This is a genomic window from Streptomyces sp. VNUA24, assembly GCF_029167005.1.
GTDB classification, from domain to species: Bacteria; Actinomycetota; Actinomycetes; order Streptomycetales; family Streptomycetaceae; genus Streptomyces; species Streptomyces scabiei.
Genome location: NZ_CP119143.1, coordinates 4,491,276 through 4,508,939 on the forward strand (window position 1 = coordinate 4,491,276; position 17,664 = coordinate 4,508,939).

Here is a 17,664-nt window from a genome sequence, read left to right on the forward strand (position 1 = left end):
TCGGGCGACCTTCTCACCCTCGATCAACAAAAAATCAGCCCGTGAGGGGAAGATTTCCGGTCGCACGACGCATACGTATTGGCAGGGACGGGTATACCCGGCCGCCTCTTCGCGGGCGGGCTGACCTCGGAGAAGGGAGCGCCGGGGTTGCCCGCGAATCCCATCGTTCAAACGTCCGGGGGTGTCCGGACGATTCCCACACTCCACGGATACCACGTCCGGCCCAGCGCACCGTCCCGGAACCCTCACCGCCGCGTGAGGGTTCCGTTACTACGTGCGTACGGGCGGGTGGACGGGAGGGCGCCCCGGCGGGACCACGAGGGGGCGTTGGCCTGCGGCTGCGGGGGGTGAACCGGGGGCCGGGACCGTGGGGCGCGGGTGGGTGGCGCGGGGGTGGCGGGAGTGACCGGGATCACGGGGGTGACCGGGGGGCGCGAGGGCGACGGGAGGAGGACCGGGCGGGTGACCGGCGAGGGAAAAGCGGGGGTGCGGCCCCGGCTTTTCAGGGGCGCGGGGAACTGCGCGACCAGCCCCCACCGGGCCCGCACCCGCACCCCCGCGCCCAGTCCCGCCGGCCTTCGGGGCCACCGCCGTGGGGGCGCGCGGGTCGAGTGGGTGGCACCACCGAGGGGCCCGGGCCGGGGTCGAGACGGCCGACCGGGGCCGTAGCGGGGTGGGCGCGGCGCGCGTCGGGCCCCCGCGCCCCTGGAGAGCCAGGGCTGCGCCCCCGCTTTTCAGGCTCCCGCCGGCCGGGTGGTGCGGGCGTGGAGGACCAGGACCGTGGTCAGTGTCGCGGTCAGGGCCGTCAGGGCGGCCAGCGCCGGGACGAGGGCGGTCAGGGGGCCTGCCGCCAGGCAGAGGATGCCGCCGGTGAGCAGGGCCGGGGCACGGCGGCCCGTGGTGCGCAGCAGGATCGCGGCGGAGCCGAGCAGGAACAGTCCCGTGCCGCCGGCCAGCGCCCAGGCGGGCATGCCGTGCAGGGGCTCGGACAGGGCGTAGTGGCCCGTGTCGGCGACCTGGTGCAGGGTCGTCTTCACACCGAGGGCGGTGATGACGACACCGGCCACCAGCGGCAGGTGGAGGAAGGTGTACGTGTCGCGGGCCAGGACCGTACGGTCGTCGCCGGTCCGTTCGGCGAGGCGGTGTTCGGCCGGCTCGCTGACGCCGTGGAAGTACAGGCGCCAGAGCCCGGCGGAGACCAGCAGGCCGAGGGCCGCCGCGATCACGACGGGGCCGGAGACGGCGTAGCCGGTCACCCCGACGCCGATCGCGACGATCGACTCGCCCAGCGCGATGATGACGATCAGACCGTGGCGTTCGGAGAAGTGGGCGGGGGACGCCACGCGCCAGCCGGACCGGCCGGTGACGAAGATGCCCGCGTAGTCGATGACCACCGCGGCCAGCCAGATCAGGATCCGCGTCGCGCCGTCGAAGGCCGCGCCCACGAGCAGCAGGGTGAAGGGCGGGAGCACCGAGAGCAGGGCCGTGCGGCGCAGGGTGGCGCGCAGGGCCGTGTCGGCGGGGTCGGAGAGCCAGTAGGTGACCAGGTGGAGGCCGCGGACCGCGCCGTAGCAGGCGACGAACAGCAAGGGGGCGTAGAGGCCGCCCGGGGCGTCGTCGTACACCTCCGGCACCGTCAGGGAGACGATCAGGACGACCGCCATCACCGCCACCAGCACTGCGGACATGGCGCCCGAGTCGGCGCGGACGACGTTGCCGAGCCAGGCGAAGCAGCACCAGCACCACCACAGCAGGGCCAGGACGACCATGCCGCCGAGCAGGCTCAGGGCGGTGGGATCGGCGGCCATCAGGGCCGTGACCTGGGTGATGGCGTAGACGAACACGAGATCGAAGAAGAGTTCGACGGGGGTGACCTTGTGTCCGTCCGCCGTGGGTGTGAGCCGCGCGCGTTCGCCGTGTGTCGTCACCGTTCCCCCTTTCGGGGAGGGCGCTTCGCCTCCCCGGCCAGGCGGCACGATAGGCGGGGACCGGCCGGGGAAGCGACGGCTCCGGATACCCCCGGAGCGAACACGGTGCGGGGCGCCCGTCCGGGGGTGCCGCCGGACGGGTCAGACCGGCACGACCGACGACAGCCGGTGGACGTCCCGCGCCGTGCCCGTGACACCGGACAGGAAGCCCTGGGCGCGCGGGGAGGCGTTCTCCGTCAGCCAGCTCGGGTCGATGTCGCAGACCGCCACGCGCACGTCCGTACCGGCGAGCGCCAGCGGCAGGGTGTGGACCACCGTCGAGGGGAAGCTGAGGATCGTGCGGCCGATGGGGCCCCGGCGGGCGATGAGTTCGAGGGGGAGGTCGGGGCGGACGATCTCCAGGCCGGTCGCGGCGGCGAGGGTGTGGAGCTTCTCGGCGCTCTCGCGGCGGTGGGCGAAGTAGCGGGTGGCACCGTGGGCGGTGGCGAGGGAGCGGACGGCTTCGAGGTAGCGCTCGCCGTCCACCACCCCGGTCTCCACGAGGGACGTGCCCACGAGGTCGGCGCCCTTGGTGAGGCGGGGCGGGCCGAAACGGGCCCGGGTCCAGGAGAAGTCGTTGGCGGTGACGAAGACGCCGTCGGGGGTCTCGTCGATCGGCATGGAGGAGAAGACCTCGACGCGTCTGCCGGCGGTCGGGGTGAGGCGCTTGCGGGCCTTGGAGGAGACCGGGGCGAAGATCAGGTCGCGGGGGCCGGGGCGGCCGCCCTTGCGGTGCCAGCGCACGAGGCGTTCGCCCCGGGCCAGCTGGGAGACGAACTCCATGGTCGCGGTGCCGTCGTCGACGACGACGACGTCCCGGGCCCGGGTGATGGTCAGCAGCAGCTGCACGTACCGGGAGAAGGGGTCGCCCAGGACGATGCGGCGCGCGGCGCGCAGCAGCGGGGCGAGGCCGCCGATGGTGCGGAAGGGGGCGGCGGTGCCGCCGCGCGCCTCCTCCCAGCGCACGTCGTGGCCCTCGTCCCGGGCCAGCTCCGCCATCCGGCGCAGCTGGCCGCGGGTCATGGGGTCGTTGGGCGACAGCACCACGAGGGTGAGTCCCGCGCCGCCCCTGCGGAAGGGCCCCGCGCCGGGGTCCTCGGGTGTGCCGAGGGCGTGGGCGTGCGCCCACTCCAGCACGTTGAGCAGCTGTACCGGGCTCTCGACGAAGGCGAGGGTGTGGGGGCCGGCGGATCCGGCGCGGGGGCTCATCGACGTACGACCGTCCCGTAGTGAGGGAGACCCGTGGTCAGGGATGGAGGGGGGCTCAGACCGCGACCGGCTCGCCCGCCGCCGCCGCGATCTCCGCCTCGGCGACGACGCCGGAGACACGGCGCAGCTTCTTCATGGGGCCCAGCTCGGAGTCGTAGACCTTCTTGACGCCGTCGCCGAGGGAGGCCTCGATGGTGCGGATGTCGCGGACGAGGCGGGTGAGGCCCTGGGGCTCGACGGAGGCGGCCTGGTCGGAGCCCCACATCGCGCGGTCGAGGGTGATGTGGCGCTCGACGAAGGTGGCGCCGAGGGCGACGGCGGCGAGCGTGGTCTGCAGGCCCGTCTCGTGGCCGGAGTAGCCGATCGGGACGTTGGGGTACTCGGCCTGGAGGGTGTTGATGACGCGGAGGTTGAGCTCCTCCGCCTTGGCCGGGTAGGTCGAGGTGGCGTGGCAGAGCAGGATGTTGTCGCTGCCGAGGACCTCGACGGCGTGGCGGATCTGCCGCGGGGTCGACATGCCGGTGGAGAGGATGACCGTGCGGTTCGTGGCGCGCAGGGCGCGCAGCAGCTCGTCGTCGGTGAGGGAGGCGGAGGCCACCTTGTGGGCGGGGACGTCGAACTTCTCCAGGAAGGCGACGGCCTCGGTGTCCCACGGGGAGGCGAACCAGTCGATGCCCTTCTCCTTGGAGTACTCGTCGATCTGGCGGTACTCGTCCTCACCGAACTCCACGCGGTGGCGGTAGTCGATGTAGGTCATGCGGCCCCAGGGGGTGTCGCGCTCGATGTCCCACTGGTCGCGGGGGGTGCAGATCTCGGGGGTGCGCTTCTGGAACTTGACGGCGTCGCAGCCGGCCTCGGCGGCGGCGTCGATCAGCTTGAAGGCGTTCTCCAGCTCACCGTTGTGGTTGATGCCGATCTCACCGACGACGTAGACGGGGTGGCCGGGTCCCGCGGTCTTCGAACCGAAGGTGCGCAGACGGGAGTTGGTGCTCATGACGGAGGGTTCCTTACTTGGTGAGGGAGTCGAGAGAGTCGAGGGAGGGGCCGAGGATCCAGCCGGCGATCTCCCGGATCGCGCCGTCACCGCCGGGGACGGTGGTGACCGCGCGTGCGGCGCCGCGCACGACGTCGTGGGCGCTGCCGACCGCCACGGGCCAGCCCACGAGGGCGAAGCACGGGAGGTCGTTGACGTCGTTGCCGACGTAGAGCACGCGCTCCGGCGCGATGCCCTGCTCCTCGCACCACTGCTTCAGTGCGAGGTCTTTGCGGTCGATACCGTGCAGGACCGGGAGCTTGAGCTTCCGGGCCCGGGCGGCGACGACCGGGTTCTGTTCCGAGGACAGGATCAGCATCTCCAGGCCGCTCCTGCGGAGGGCCGCGATGCCGAGGCCGTCGCCGCGGTGCACGGAGACGAACTCCCGTCCGTCGGAGTCGATCAGCACCCGGTCGTCGGTCTGGGTGCCGTCGAAGTCGAGGACCACGGCGTCGATGTCGTCGTAGGTGGGGAGGGCGCCGGGCCGGTTCGCGTCGAAGAGCGGCGCGAGGGCCTGGGCGCGGGCGAGGTCGTGCGGGTCGTCGATCTCCAGGACCCGCGCGGGGTCGGTGCGCACCAGTTCGGTGCGGCCGAAGAACCGGTGCTGGTACTTGCGCAGCCCGGCCGCGTCCATGGCGTAGGCGGCGCCGGTCTCCAGCAGGTCCTGCGGGCGGTCCTGGCGGCGGGGGCGGAAGGACTTGTCGTGGTTGACGCCGTGGCCTCCGGCGCTGGGGCCGGGGGTGACGCGGGCGTCACCGGACGGGGCGGCGCCCGGCACGGCGGTGGCTTCGCCGAGGCGGTCGGTGCCGTACGCCGGGGGCTCGGGGTCGGCGGCCAGCACTCCGGGGCGGGCCTCACCGGCCGCGCCGGCCTCGCCACCGAACGCGGGCGCGGGCCCTTGGGCGGCGGTCGCGCGCTCCCCGTACCCGCTCGCGCCGTCCGCCGGCTCGTCCGTCGTGTCGCGCCAGACGAAGCCGTGGAACGGGGCGACGGTGAGCGCGGTGTCCGCGCCGTGCTCGACGAGGGCGCGGGCCACGCCGTCGATGTCCTCGCGGAGGATGAAGGGGCTCGTGCACTGGACGAGGAGGACGACGTCGACCGTGGCGCCGTGCAGGGCCTCGTGGGCGTCCAGGGCGTGCAGGACGGCCGCCTCGGAGGTGGCGGTGTCGCCGGCGATCGCGGCGGGGCGGAGCACGACCTCGGCGCCGGACTCACGGGCGGCGGCGGCGATGGCGTGGTCGTCGGTGGAGACGACGACGTGGGTCACCAGCCCGGCGGCGAGGCACTCGCGGACCGCGCGGGTCACCAGCGGCACACCGCCGACGGGGGCGAGGTTCTTCGCGGGGACGCCCTTGGAGCCGCCGCGCGCGGGGATCACGGCGAGGACGCGGCGCGCGGTGGCCGCTCGGTCCGCTTCCGGGTGGGGCATGGGCTGTACTCCTTGCGCAGGGGACGGGTGGCGGCTCACAGCTCCCCCATCCGGCGGATGACGGGCGCCACGCGCTGCACCCCGTGGCGGTAGGCGCCGCGCGCCGCCCGGCGCACGATCTGCCGTACGGGACCGGCCTGCCGGTCGGCGGCGGGTGCCCCGGGCAGCGGTGCGCCGTCGGGTCCGAGGTGGTGGCGGGCGAGGATGCCGGGGAGGTAGCCGGGCGCGGTGACGGGTGTGTAGTACGGCGCGAGCGGCGGCAGTCCGGGCGCGTCGACCAGCTTCGCGACGCGGGCGCGGGCCGCGTCGAAGGCGGTGGCGTACGAGCCCGCCCCGGAGTCCGTGCCGGAGGCTCCCCCGGCCATCACGCCCTGCCGGGCGACCCACCGCGGGTCCGGCGCCGGCTCGTACCCGGCGTCCAGCTGGTCCCAGGAGGCGAGGCAGCCGGAGCCCACGAAGTGGTGGTTGCCGAGGGTCTCGCGGATGCCGAGGTCGGTGAGGACGACGGTGGGGATCCGGCGGTGCAGCGACTCCAGGGCCGCCGTGGAGCTGACGGTGACCAGCAGGTCGGTGGTGTCGAGGACCTCGCCCATGTTCCCGTAGGCGAGACGGAAGTTGGGCGGCAGACCGCCGGGCAGCTTCTCCGCCAGCTTCTGGTAGGGCAGTTCCTCGATGTGCGTGGTGTGCTCGCCCGGCTTGGAGCGCAGCTTCAGCAGCACCTCACGCTCGGGGTGCAGCCGGGCGTGCCCGATCAGCCGGTTCAGCAGGTACGTACGGTCCCTGCGGTTGTCCGGGACGGAAGGCTGTACGGCGAAGACGACCGTGTAGGGCCCGCGTCCCTGCTCCGCGGACGGGTCCCCGGCGCCCGGGTGGGGTGTGCCGCCCAGGAAGGGCAGCGCGACCTCGGTGACCGAGGAGGCGTCGGCGCCCACGCCTTCGTACACCGCCGTGAACCGGTCCGCGTCCTGGCGGGAGTTGGCGAGGACGAGGTCCGCCCCGTGCCGCAGCAGCAGGCCGTCGGCGAGCTTCTCGTAGACGACGCCGACGTACCCGGTGACGACCACCGGCCGCTTCGTCCGCCCGTCCCAGGCCCGGCGCAGGCCGTGCAGCATCGCCTGGACGCCCCCGCCGACGAGGGAGAGCAGGACGATGTCGTACGCGGCCTCCTTCATGGCGCGCAGGAATTCGAGGCCGGTCACCTCGCGCAGGGAGTCGGCGCGGACGCCGACCTCCCGCAGCTGACGGGCCGTGGGAGTGGCCCGGCCGCGCAGGAGGAAGCCGTCCAGGCGGACCTCCGACGCCTCCGGAGCGAGCCGGTGCGCGGTGAGCGCGCCCCATTTCCACCGGGTGTCGGAATCCGCGAGTACGGCGACTCGCAGGGTGTTCGTAGCACTTGCTGGCACATCGAAGACGCTAGGAAGCGATTCCGTTGAACGGCCCAACCCGAATACAACAAAGGGTTAACAGCACGCCGCCGAACGGCGAATCGGGACGCGAATGACGGCGGAATGCGCCTGGTTCACGGTTCCGCCACGCGTCGTTCACCTGACATCAAGCGGGTGGTCAAGACGAATGCCGGAGGGCCACCTAACGTCACGGGGGTGGTCAAGCTCTCCGTCATCGTGCCGTTCTACAACGTGCAGCAATACGCGCCCGACACCCTGAAGAGCCTCGGAGCAAATGCTCGTGAGGACTTCGAATTCATTCTCGTCGACGACTGCTCGCGCGACGAGACACCGGACATTCTCGCGCGCGCGGAGCGCGAGTTGCCGGGGGCGGTGTATGTCAGACATGAAGAGAACGGAGGACTGGCGACCGCGCGCAACACGGGCATCGACAACGCCCGCGGCGAATACCTGACCTTCCTGGACGGGGACGACTGGCTCGCCCCCGGCTACTTCCCCCGGCTGCTGGCCGCCATCGAGGACCTGGGCTGCGACTTCGTGCGCACGGACCACGTCCAGTGCACCGGGCGGGCCCGTTCCGTCCACCGGGTGCCCAACGGGCGCCGGGGCGTGGTGATGAACCCGCGGGACGCGATCCTGCCCGCCGACCGCTCCACCTCCGTCGACTACGCGTTCGCCTGGGCGGGCATCTACCACCGCCGGCTGGTCGACAAGGGCGTCCTGCACTTCACCCACGGGCTGCGCACGGCCGAGGACCGGCCGTGGATCTGGAAGCTCCACCGGGAGGCCGAGTCCTTCGCCACGGTCGGGCTGCTGGGCGTCTTCTACCGACGCGGTGTGGCGTCCTCCCTGACCCAGATCGGCGACGTACGGCAGCTGGACTTCATTCGCGCGTTCGACCAGGTCATCGCGGAGACCGCGAAGGACCGGGACGCGGACAGGCTTCTCCCCAAGGCCGTGCGCACCTATTGCGCGATCATCTCCCACCACTTGGGATCCATCGAAAGGTTCGAGCCGGCGGTGGCACGGAAACTGAAGTCGATGAGCGCCGTCGCGCTGCGCCGTATGCCGCAGGACGTGCTCGACGAGGCGCTCGACTCCATGGACGTCCAGCGCGCCACCCGGCTGCGCCGGCTGCGCCGCCGTCCCGCCGCCACGGGGGTCGCCGCATGACCACGCAGATCTTCATGGCGTCCACGCTGTACGGCACGGCCACGCTGGCCGCCGCCCTGGACACCGAGTGCTTCCGCCCCGCCGCCCGGCGCATCCTGCTGATCTCCAACAACGCGGCGACGCCGGAGACGGCCACCGGCCTGGACGAGATGCCCGGCTTCGAGCGGCTGAGCGGCCGCTTCGACGAGGTGATCTCCTGGAACGAGACCATCTCCCCCTTCCACCCCGGCGGCTGGTCCCCGCGCCAGGACGACGTACCGCTGTGGGAACGGCATCTGCGGCTCCTGTGGAACCTGGGGGACGACGACGTCGAACTGGCCGTGGAGTCCATCCAGGTGCACCCGGCGCTCGGCTTCACCCAGATCTTCACCGGCGCCCCCGTGACCGTGTACGCGGACGGCCTGATGAGCTACGGCCCCACCCGCAACAAGATCGACTCACTGGTCGGCACCCGGATCGACCGTCTCCTCCACCTGGACCTCGTCCCGGACCTCAAGCCCCTGCTGCTCACCGAGTTCGGGGTCGAGCCGGAGATCGTGCCGACGGACGCCTTCGTGAAGGTGCTGGCGGAACTCGTCGACACCGGGGACGCGTTGCCCGCCGTCGAGGAGCCCGCGCTGCTGCTCGGCCAGTACCTCTCCGCGCTCGGCATCCTCACGGCCGAGGAGGAGGAGAACCTCCATGTGCGGATGCTGGCGGGCGCGGTCGCGCTCGGACACACCAGGGTCGTGTTCAAGCCGCACCCCAGTGCCCCGGCGCGCTGGTCGCGCGGTCTGGAGAAGGAGGCGGAGCGGCTCGGGGCCGACCTGACCGTGCTGGACACGCCGGTCCTCGCCGAGGTGCTCTACCAGCGGATGCGTCCGGCCCTCGTCGTCGGCTGCTTCTCCACGGCCCTGCTCACCGCCTCCGCGCTGTACGGTCTGCCGGTCGCCCGCGTCGGCACCGGCACGCTGCTGGACCGGCTCGCCCCGTACGAGAACAGCAACCGGGTGCCCGTCACGATCGTGGACGCGCTGCTGCCGGAGCTGGGCGACCGGGACGCGGTCGCCTCGCAGCGGCCGGGCACGGCCGTCGCCGACCTCGACGGCCTGGTCCGGGCGGTGGGCTTCGCGATGCAGCCGAAGATCTACCCGACGCTGCGCGGCGAGGCCGAGGCGTATCTGACGCGGCATCTGGACGCGCACGTCCTGCGGTACTTCAAGCGGCGCCGGCTGACCTCGCTGGGGCTGCCCGGCGGCATCCCCGTGCAGCTCGCGTTCATCCCGCGCAACGCCACCGTGCGAAGAGTCGCGCGCCGGGCCCGGTCCCTCAAGCGAGCGGCCCTGGGGTGAGCCCCGGGGTGACGTCCGCGACGCGGACGGACGAGCGTGCCGGGTCCCGGGCACGGGTGGACGGGGGCCGGCCGCGCAGTTCCCCGGGCCCCGGCCTGGGTCCGGGGACGGCCCGGCCCCGGCTGTACGCGCTCGACGGGCTGCGGCTGGTCGCCGCTCTCTCCGTCGCCGCCTATCACTACGGCGGGCGCGACGGGGAGATCGGGAAGGCGTGGGGGGCCTCGCCCGCCGTGCAGTTCCCCACCGCCCACGGCTGGTTCGCGTACGGCTGGGCCGGGGTCCAGGCGTTCTTCGTGATCAGCGGGTTCGTGATCTGCGCGAGCGGCTGGGGGCGTTCGCCCCGGTCGTTCCTGGCCTCCCGCGCGGCCCGTCTGCTGCCGGCGTACTGGGCGGCGGTGATCCTGGTCGCGGCCGTCTTCGCCCTCCCCGTCACCGGTTTCGCGCGGGTGTCCGTCAGCGAGTTCCTGGTCAACCTCACGATGCTGCAGATGCCGCTGGGCGCCGACCGGGTCCTGGGCGTGTGCTGGACGCTGTGGGCGGAGGTCCGCTTCTACGTCCTGTTCGCGCTGTGCGTGGTGGTGCCCGGGGTGACCCGTGGACGGGTCCTGTGGTTCTGCGGCGGCTGGACGCTGGCCTCGGTGCTGGCCACGGCCGCGAACGAGCCGTTGCTGGACGTCGTCCTGATGCCGCGGTACGCCTCGCTGTTCATCGGCGGCCTGGGCCTGTATCTGGTGCATCGTGACCGCCGGGACACCGCGGCCTGGCTGGTCGTGGTGTTCAGCCTGCTGCTGAGCCAGTACCGGACGGTCGAGGACCTGTGGCACGCCCCGGACCCGGAGTTCTTCTCCTACCGTTCCCAACTGGGCATCGCCCTCGCCGTCGGCGCCGGCTTCGTGGCCGTGGCGGCGGTCGCGCTGGGACTGCTGCGGCGCTTCGACCGGCCCTGGATGGCCACCGCGGGCGCCCTGACGTATCCGTTCTATCTGGTGCACGAGCACCTGGGCTGGCCCGTGGTCCGGGCCCTGCACCAGGGGCTGGGCGTCGCGTCGTCGGTGACCGTCGCACTGACGGTGGCACTGATGCTGGTGCTCGCCTGGCTGCTGCACCGCTGGGTCGAACGTCCGTTGCAGCCCTGGCTGCGCGATTCACTTCAGGGACGCCGCCGCTGAACCGTCCCTGAACGTGGAATTGGCCGACTGTTCATCCGGCGCGAGGATTCGGCCCGGTCATTCCGGTAAGGCTCCGCAGCATCCTTGAACGGTCCACGGTCACCTCGTCGACGCGAGAGATTCTTCTGTCCTCATGGCCTCTGAAACGACTCCGGAAATGCCCCCGGCAACGACATCCGGAACGCCCTCCGGAACGACATCCGGAACGCCCTCCGGAACGACCTCCGAACACGACACGATCCGGCTCCCCCGTGAACTCGACGACGTTCCCGGCTGGTTTCCGGTGCTCGACCAAATGCTTTTCGACTGGCTTCTCGACCGACAGGAGGAAGCGGGCCAGAAAGGTGACCTCCTGGAGGTCGGCGTCTACATGGGCAAGAGCGCCGTCTTCCTCGGCCGGCACCTCCGGGAGGGCGAGTCCTACACGGTCTGCGACCTCTTCGAGAGCGACGCCCCGGACGACGCCAACGCGGCGGAGGCCACCAAGTCGTACCGCAGCACGCTCACCCGCCGGGCCTTCGAGGCGAACTACCTCTCCTTCCACGACGAGCTGCCCCGCGTCCTGCAGGGCCCCAGCTCGATCGTCCCCGGCGAGGTCGAGCCGCGCTCCTGCCGCTTCGTGCACATCGACGCCTCGCACCTGTACGAGCACGTCGAGGCCGACATCACCGCCGCCCGGGACCTGCTCCTCCCCGGCGGTCTGGTCGTCCTGGACGACTTCCGCTCGGAACACACCCCCGGGGTCTCCGTCGCCGCGTGGGAGGCCGTCCTCAACCGGGGCCTCAACCCGGTCTGCCTCAGCACGCAGAAGCTCTACGGCACGTGGGGCGACCCGGAGCCCGTCCAGGAGGCCCTGCTGGAGATGGTCGCGCGACGCGACGACTGCCACCTCAGCGACCAGCAGGCGGCCGGCCACCGCATCATCCGCCTCAAGTCCAAGGGCATGAAGGCCCCGGCCTTCCCGAAGTCCCGCCACTGGACACCCCCCGGCCCCCCGACGCCGGCCCACCGGCCCCCGACCCGGCCCCGCCCGCCCCGGAGCCCCGCCCGCGCCCTCGCCGTGGACCTCCTGCCCCCGCTGCTGACGAGGACGATCAGAAAGGCGAAGGCAGCAGTCGGCCACACCCGCTAGGCGCTGCTCGCCAGCGACAGCTTGACCGCGAAGCCGAGGAACATCGCCCCCGCCGCCGAGGTGGCGCCCGCCGACAGTGTCCTGCGTCGGCGGAAGGTGGCGGCCAGCCTGGTGCCGCCGAAGATCAGCGCGCTCAGGTAGAGGAAGCTGGCGATCTGGGCGAGCACGCCGAGCACGACGAAGGAGAGGGCCGGGTAGGCGTACGCGGGGTCCACGAACTGCACGAAGAAGGCGACGAAGAACAGGATCGCCTTGGGGTTGAGCAGACTGGTGATCATCGCCCGCCGGAACGGCCGTTCCCCCTCGACGGCCTCGGCGGCGACACCCTCGGCCGACGGCTCGTGACGGCCGCGCCACATCCCCCACGCGGCCCGCAGCATCCCCAGCGCCAGCCACGACAGATATCCGGCACCCGCGTACTTCACGATGCCGAACAGCACGGCGTTGGCCTGCAGCAGCGAGGCCACCCCCGCCGCCGACAGGGTCATCAGCACGGTGTCGCCGACCCACACCCCGGTGGCGGCACGGTACCCGGTCCGTATCCCGCGGCGGGCCGCCACGGACAGCACGTAGAGGGAGTTGGGGCCGGGCAGGAGGACGATCAGGACGAGTCCTGCCAGATAGGTGGGAAGGTCAGTGACACCGAACATGCACAGGAGTGTCGCACGGGGGTATGACACCCGGGTCCGGTGATACCGGTCAGAACGCGTCACTGGGGACGTGCGTGCCCCAGACCTCCCGCAGCGCGCCGCACACCTCGCCCACGGTGGCACGGGCCTTGAGGGCCTCCCGCATCGGGTAGAGGACGTTGTCCTCGCCCCCGGCGGCCTTCCTCAGGGCGGCGAGGGCGGCGTCGACAGCCGCCCGGTCCCGCTCGGCACGCAGCCTCGCCAGCCGCTCCGCCTGCCGGGCCTCGATGGCCGGGTCCACCCGCAGCGGCTCGTAGGGCTCCTCCGCGTCGAGCCGGAACCGGTTGACGCCGACCACGACCCGTTCGCCGGAGTCGGTCTCCTGGGCGATCCGGTAGGCGGAGCGTTCGATCTCGCCCTTCTGGAAGCCCTGCTCGATGGCGGCGACCGCGCCGCCCAGCTCCTCGACCTTCCGCATCAGCTCCACGGCGGCCGCCTCCACGTCGTCGGTCATCCGTTCGATGACGTACGACCCGGCGAAGGGGTCCACCGTGGCCGTCACGTCCGTCTCGTGGGCCAGCACCTGCTGCGTCCGCAGCGCGAGGCGCGCGCTCCTGTCGGTCGGCAGGGCGATCGCCTCGTCGAAGGAGTTGGTGTGCAGGGACTGGGTGCCGCCCAGCACCGCCGCGAGGCCCTGGACGGCCACCCGGACGAGGTTCACCTCGGGCTGCTGGGCGGTCAGCTGCACCCCGGCCGTCTGGGTGTGGAAGCGGAGCATCAGCGACTTCGGGTTCCGCGCGCCGAACTCCTCGCGCATCACCCGGGCCCAGATCCTGCGCGCCGCACGGAACTTGGCGACCTCCTCCAGGATCGTCGTGCGGGCGACGAAGAAGAACGAGAGGCGGGGGGCGAAGTCGTCGACGTCCATCCCCGCCGCGACCGCCGTGCGCACGTACGCGACGGCGTCGGCCAGGGTGAACGCGATCTCCTGCACGGGAGAGGCGCCCGCCTCGGCCATGTGGTAGCCGGAGATCGAGATGGTGTTCCACCGCGGGATCTCGGCCCTGCAGTACCGGAAGGTGTCCGCGATCAGCCGCAGGGAGGGCCCGGGCGGGAAGATGTACGTCCCGCGCGCGATGTACTCCTTCAGCACGTCGTTCTGGATCGTGCCCGTGAGCCGCTCGGCCGGGACCCCCTGTTCCTCGCCGACCAGCTGGTACATCAGCAGCAACAGGGCGGCGGGCGCGTTGATCGTCATCGACGTCGAGACCTCGTCCAGCGGAATGCCGTCGAACAGCACCCGCATGTCCTCGACCGAGTCGATCGCGACGCCGACCTTGCCGACCTCGCCGTGCGCGATCGGGGCGTCGGAGTCGTGGCCCATCTGGGTGGGCAGGTCGAAGGCGACGGACAGCCCCGTCGTGCCGTGGGCGATCAGCTGCCGGTAGCGCGCGTTCGACTCCACCGCCGTCCCGAACCCCGCGTACTGACGCATCGTCCAGGGCCGGCCGGTGTACATCGACGGGTGGATACCGCGGGTGTAGGGGTAGCCGCCCGGTTCACCGAGACGGTCCGCCGGATCCCAGTCCCGCAGCGCCTCGGGCCCGTACACCGGCTCGATGGGCAGTCCGGACTCCGACTCGCGCGCCATGGTGTGCCTCCGTCTCATCGCCGGTTCGGACCCTCGCCCGTTACTCGCCCGGACTGACCCCGGCGGGCACAGCGGCGCGTCAGCACCCGGTGGAGTGCGCCCGGCTGGGACCTTGCTCACCACCATGCCCTTTTGTTCGCGGCGGGTCACGTCCGGGAAACCTGTCCGGGAGAGTGACCGGACGCGGCCGATCATGAGACGACGGGGGCCTCGATGCGTACCAAGGACATGCGGAGATCGATGGCCGCGCTCGCGGCACTCGCCCTGGCCGGCGCCTGCACGGCCACGGGGATCGAGGTGCACGGCGACCAGCGCGGGCCCGTACGCGTCGATGCGACGGGCACAACGAGCGGCACACCGAAGCAAGGCACCGGCGAGACGGCCGCCGCGGGCGGCGGCACGGTCCACGGCGACGGCGGCAACGGCGACGGCGGCACCGACGACAAGGCGGGACGGGGGCAGACCCCACCGCCGAGGGCGTCCCCCTCCCCCACCCCGACCGTCGCCCCCACGGTGCTCTGGGCCAAGGGGGACGAGGGACTGGACGTACGGGAGTTGCAGGCGCGGCTGCGGCAGATCGCGTGGCTCTTCACGGGGCCCACGGGGACGTACGACGACCTGACCGTCCAGGCCGTCAGCGGTTTCCAGGGCAAGCGCGGACTGCCCCGGACCGGAAAGACGGACAGCGTCACCTGGGCCCGGCTGCTGAGCATGACCCGGGAGCCCGGCAAGTGGGACCTGTACGCGTACGGCGGACAGCCGGCCGCGTCGCCCGACCCGCGCTGTCTGACCGGGCGGGCGCTGTGCATCAGCAAGACGAGCCGCACATTGCGCTGGATGGTGGACGGCCGGACCCTGAGGACGGTCGAGGTCCGCTTCGGCTCGGAGTACACACCGACCCGCGAGGGCCTCTTCCACGTCTACTTCAAGTCCCGTGACCACTGGTCGACCCTGTACGACACCCCGATGCCGTACGCGATGTTCTTCAGCGGCGGCCAGGCGGTCCACTACTCGGCCGACTTCGCCGCCCGCGGCTACTACGGGGCCTCGCACGGCTGCGTCAACGTCCGGGACAAGGCGGCGATCGCGCAGCTGTTCGCGCAGGTCAGAAACGGCGACAAGGTCGTCGTGTACTGGTGACGGCAGCGACCGGGGTGACGTGCGTCACAGGATGCATAGCGGGAGGGTGTCCCACGCGTCAGGAGAAGTACGGGGGACACGGGGGAATCACGGGGGTAATGGGGCGCGGGCGGGACCGGGGGAACGTGTCCCGCCCGCGCCGAGGTGCACGAGCCGTAGGTACGGGGGGAACCCCGGCTCTGTGCGACGGCCGATGACCAGTCGGCTCACTCATTACTGCGCCGGGGCGGCCCAAAGTGTTACCCGTTCCGCGAAAGAATTCGTGGCGGATATGAAACCGCAGGTCAGGAAGGGTATGTGCGGATCGTTCGGGTGAGGGCGGGGGCCGCTGCGAAGCCGATCGGGGTCACCGCCGCGAGCTGACCGCGGTGACCGCCGCCACTGCCGCCACCGCCGCCGTTGTTTCCCTTGCCGCCCTGGTGGCCCTTGCTCTCGCCACCCTTGCCGTTCCCGTTCCCGTTCCCGTTTCCGTGCCGGTGGCCGGTGCCGTCGCCCTCGGCCTTCCCGTTTCCGCTGCCGTGCCGGCCCTTGCCGTTCCCGTGGCGGCGACCGTTGCCCTTGCCGTGGTGGGCGTCGTCGTCATCGTCGGAGCCGTTGCCGGTCCGCGCGGCCTTGTCACCGCCACCCGTGCGGCCGCCGCCGTCCGACGTACCGGTCCCGGTGCCCGCTCCCGTGCCGCCCCACCGCTTCGCCTTGCCGGAGCTGCCGGGGTTGCCCGTGCCGCCGGCCAGGACGCCTTCGCAGTACCGCTTCAGCCGCCCCTTGCCCCGGGCGCCCGCCGCGTCCTCCAGACCGCGCCGGCGGTCGGCGTCCAGCTCCTTGCCGTCGCGGACGTCACGGCAGGCGGAGAGCAGGTTCTTCCGCCACTGCCGGGTGGACTCGTCGCCCTGCCCGCCGGCACCGGACCCCTTGTCCTCGTCGGTGCCGCCGGTTCCGTCGCCGGAGGGGGCGCCGCCCTTCGACGTGGCGTGCGGGGACGGGTCGGGCGTCGCCCCGCCCCACGCCCCGCGCCTGTCGTCGCCCTTGCCGGTGTTCGGCGACGGCGACATCAGCGTCCGGTCGGGCGAACCGCCGGCGGAGACGGTGGCGGAGGGTTCCGGTTCCTCGACGTGGAAGGCGCTCAGCGCGCCGCCGGCCATCACCGTGACACCGCCGAGCATCCCGGCGGCCACCGCCGCGACCAGCCCGAACCGCACGGGGCGGCCCCAGCGGCCCCGTCGCCCGCCGGGTCCGGCGGGTCCGGCGGGCGTCCGCACGGGGCGGCCGAGGTGGACGAGACCCGCGTCGGCCGTGGGCGAGGCGGTGGTGTGCGGGCGGCTGCCGCGCCCGTGATCCGCGGCCCCGCCGCTGTCACCGGAGTGGGCCGCCGGACCGGTCCGGGCGATCCGGGCGATCCGGAAGGCGGCCAACGCGGCTTCCTCACCCGGGAGTTCGGGATCCTGCGCGTGCTCGGGCTCGGGCGCGGCCTCGGCGGCCAGGGCTCCGAGCGCCTCGGCGAGCCGGTCGGCACGAGCACGGACGTGGGGGTCGACGGCTTCGAGCGGGTCCCCGCTCAGCAGCCGCTCCGCGGCGTCGCGGTTCAGCCACCTGTACTGCTCGTCGGCCATCACACATCCTTCTGCGTCCGCGAACGCGTATGCGTCACACCGGCGGACGTGGCCGCGCGCACACGCGCGGCTCTCGGTCGGGGCACGGCGTCCAGCGGGTCACCGGATTCCGGGTCGGTCTCCGAAGCCGTCTCCGGATTCTCCCCGATCAGTTCGGCGAGCCGTTTCAGCCCCCGGTGCGCGGCCGTCCGTACGGCGCCCGCGCGCTTGCCCAGGGTCTCCGCGGCGGTCTTCGCGTCGAGGCCGACCACCACACGCAGGACCACCGCCTCCGCCTGGTCCTGGGGCAGCTGGGCGATCAGCGAGAGCGTACGGCCGGTCGCCAGGGCCTCCATCGCCTCGCCGGCCGTGTCGGACTCGGCCGGCTTGGCGGTCAGCTCGGTCTCGTCGCCGCCTATCGCGGGCCTGCGGCCCCGCATGCGTATGTGGTCGAGGGCCCGGTTGCGGGCGATCCGCGCGGCCCAGCCGCGGAACCGGTCGGCGTCTCCGCTGAACCTCTCCAGGTCACGGGCTATCTGCAGCCAGGACTCCGAGGTGACGTCCTCCGCGTCCGGGTCACCGACCAGCGTCCGCACGTACCCGAGCAGCCGCGGGTGCACCGAGCGGTACACAGTCCGGAACGCGGTCTCGTCCCCGTCCTGTGCCGCAAGCACCGCGGCGGTCAGCTCCGCGTCGTCCCCCAGCACCCACGCGCCCCTTCCTCGATCGATGGTCGCGGTCTCGGGACCGCTGTGGTTGCGGTGGTCTTCCGCCATCCACGATCCGGCGCGAAAGGCACGTTACGGCCT

At 72.5% G+C, this 17,664-nt stretch carries 14 protein-coding genes; 5 read left to right on the forward strand and 9 right to left on the reverse strand.

Going from position 1 to position 17,664, the window contains the following annotated elements:
• Positions 1-734 precede the first annotated feature (734 nt).
• The 5 genes from PYR72_RS18900 to PYR72_RS18920 form a co-directional block, all read right to left on the reverse strand.
• A complete protein-coding gene (locus PYR72_RS18900; RefSeq protein WP_275456427.1) occupies positions 735-1,928 on the reverse strand; it encodes a low temperature requirement protein A in 1,194 nt (397 codons plus the stop codon).
• Positions 1,929-2,069: 141 nt separating this feature from the next.
• Positions 2,070-3,176, reverse strand: coding sequence for a hypothetical protein (locus tag PYR72_RS18905; protein WP_275456428.1), 1,107 nt, complete (start codon positions 3,174-3,176; stop codon positions 2,070-2,072).
• A 55-nt stretch (positions 3,177-3,231) separates the two neighbouring features.
• Positions 3,232-4,170 (reverse strand): N-acetylneuraminate synthase family protein, encoded by a 939-nt coding sequence (locus PYR72_RS18910; RefSeq protein ID WP_275456429.1) that lies wholly within the window; start codon positions 4,168-4,170, stop codon positions 3,232-3,234.
• Positions 4,171-4,183: 13 nt separating this feature from the next.
• The gene (locus PYR72_RS18915) at positions 4,184-5,638 is read right to left on the reverse strand and encodes an N-acylneuraminate cytidylyltransferase (protein ID WP_275456430.1); all 1,455 of its coding nucleotides are present in this window, start codon (positions 5,636-5,638) and stop codon (positions 4,184-4,186) included.
• Positions 5,639-5,673: 35 nt separating this feature from the next.
• On the reverse strand, positions 5,674-7,041 hold the full coding sequence (locus tag PYR72_RS18920; RefSeq protein ID WP_275456431.1) for a DUF6716 putative glycosyltransferase: 1,368 nt from the start codon (positions 7,039-7,041) through the stop codon (positions 5,674-5,676).
• Positions 7,042-7,239: 198 nt separating this feature from the next.
• Between PYR72_RS18920 and PYR72_RS18925 the strand changes: the two genes are divergently transcribed.
• The 4 genes from PYR72_RS18925 (at position 7,240) to PYR72_RS18940 (ending at position 11,849) form a co-directional block, all read left to right on the forward strand.
• Positions 7,240-8,217: a glycosyltransferase family 2 protein gene (locus PYR72_RS18925; RefSeq protein WP_275456432.1), complete on the forward strand. Its 978-nt coding sequence runs from the start codon at positions 7,240-7,242 to the stop codon at positions 8,215-8,217.
• Complete coding sequence (locus tag PYR72_RS18930) at positions 8,214-9,548, forward strand: alpha-2,8-polysialyltransferase family protein (RefSeq protein ID WP_275456433.1); 1,335 nt, start codon at positions 8,214-8,216, stop codon at positions 9,546-9,548. The genes PYR72_RS18925 and PYR72_RS18930 overlap by 4 nt, the downstream gene beginning before the upstream one ends.
• A gap of 95 nt (positions 9,549-9,643) precedes the next feature.
• Positions 9,644-10,717 carry an acyltransferase gene (locus tag PYR72_RS18935; RefSeq protein ID WP_275460454.1) on the forward strand — a complete coding sequence of 358 codons (1,074 nt, stop codon included), beginning with the start codon at positions 9,644-9,646 and terminating at the stop codon, positions 10,715-10,717.
• A 295-nt stretch (positions 10,718-11,012) separates the two neighbouring features.
• A complete protein-coding gene (locus PYR72_RS18940) occupies positions 11,013-11,849 on the forward strand; it encodes a class I SAM-dependent methyltransferase (RefSeq protein ID WP_275456434.1) in 837 nt (278 codons plus the stop codon).
• Here PYR72_RS18940 and leuE read toward each other — a convergent pair.
• Together leuE and PYR72_RS18950 are read right to left on the reverse strand one after the other, a co-directional pair.
• Entirely contained in the window at positions 11,846-12,499 is a 654-nt protein-coding gene (gene leuE, locus PYR72_RS18945; protein WP_275456435.1) for a leucine efflux protein LeuE, read from the reverse strand. The two genes, PYR72_RS18940 and leuE, sit on opposite strands and share 4 nt — an antisense overlap.
• A 49-nt stretch (positions 12,500-12,548) precedes the next feature.
• Complete coding sequence (locus tag PYR72_RS18950) at positions 12,549-14,129, reverse strand: methylmalonyl-CoA mutase family protein (RefSeq protein ID WP_275456436.1); 1,581 nt, start codon at positions 14,127-14,129, stop codon at positions 12,549-12,551.
• A gap of 213 nt (positions 14,130-14,342) precedes the next feature.
• Between PYR72_RS18950 and PYR72_RS18955 the strand changes: the two genes are divergently transcribed.
• Positions 14,343-15,269: a L,D-transpeptidase family protein gene (locus PYR72_RS18955; protein ID WP_275456437.1), complete on the forward strand. Its 927-nt coding sequence runs from the start codon at positions 14,343-14,345 to the stop codon at positions 15,267-15,269.
• Between the two features lie 284 nt (positions 15,270-15,553).
• Here the strand turns inward: PYR72_RS18955 and PYR72_RS18960 are convergent, their stop codons facing one another.
• On the reverse strand, positions 15,554-16,876 hold the full coding sequence (locus PYR72_RS18960) for a hypothetical protein (protein WP_275456438.1): 1,323 nt from the start codon (positions 16,874-16,876) through the stop codon (positions 15,554-15,556).
• Positions 16,876-17,562, reverse strand: coding sequence for an RNA polymerase sigma factor (locus PYR72_RS18965; RefSeq protein WP_275460455.1), 687 nt, complete (start codon positions 17,560-17,562; stop codon positions 16,876-16,878). The genes PYR72_RS18960 and PYR72_RS18965 overlap by 1 nt, the downstream gene beginning before the upstream one ends.
• Positions 17,563-17,664 lie beyond the last annotated feature (102 nt).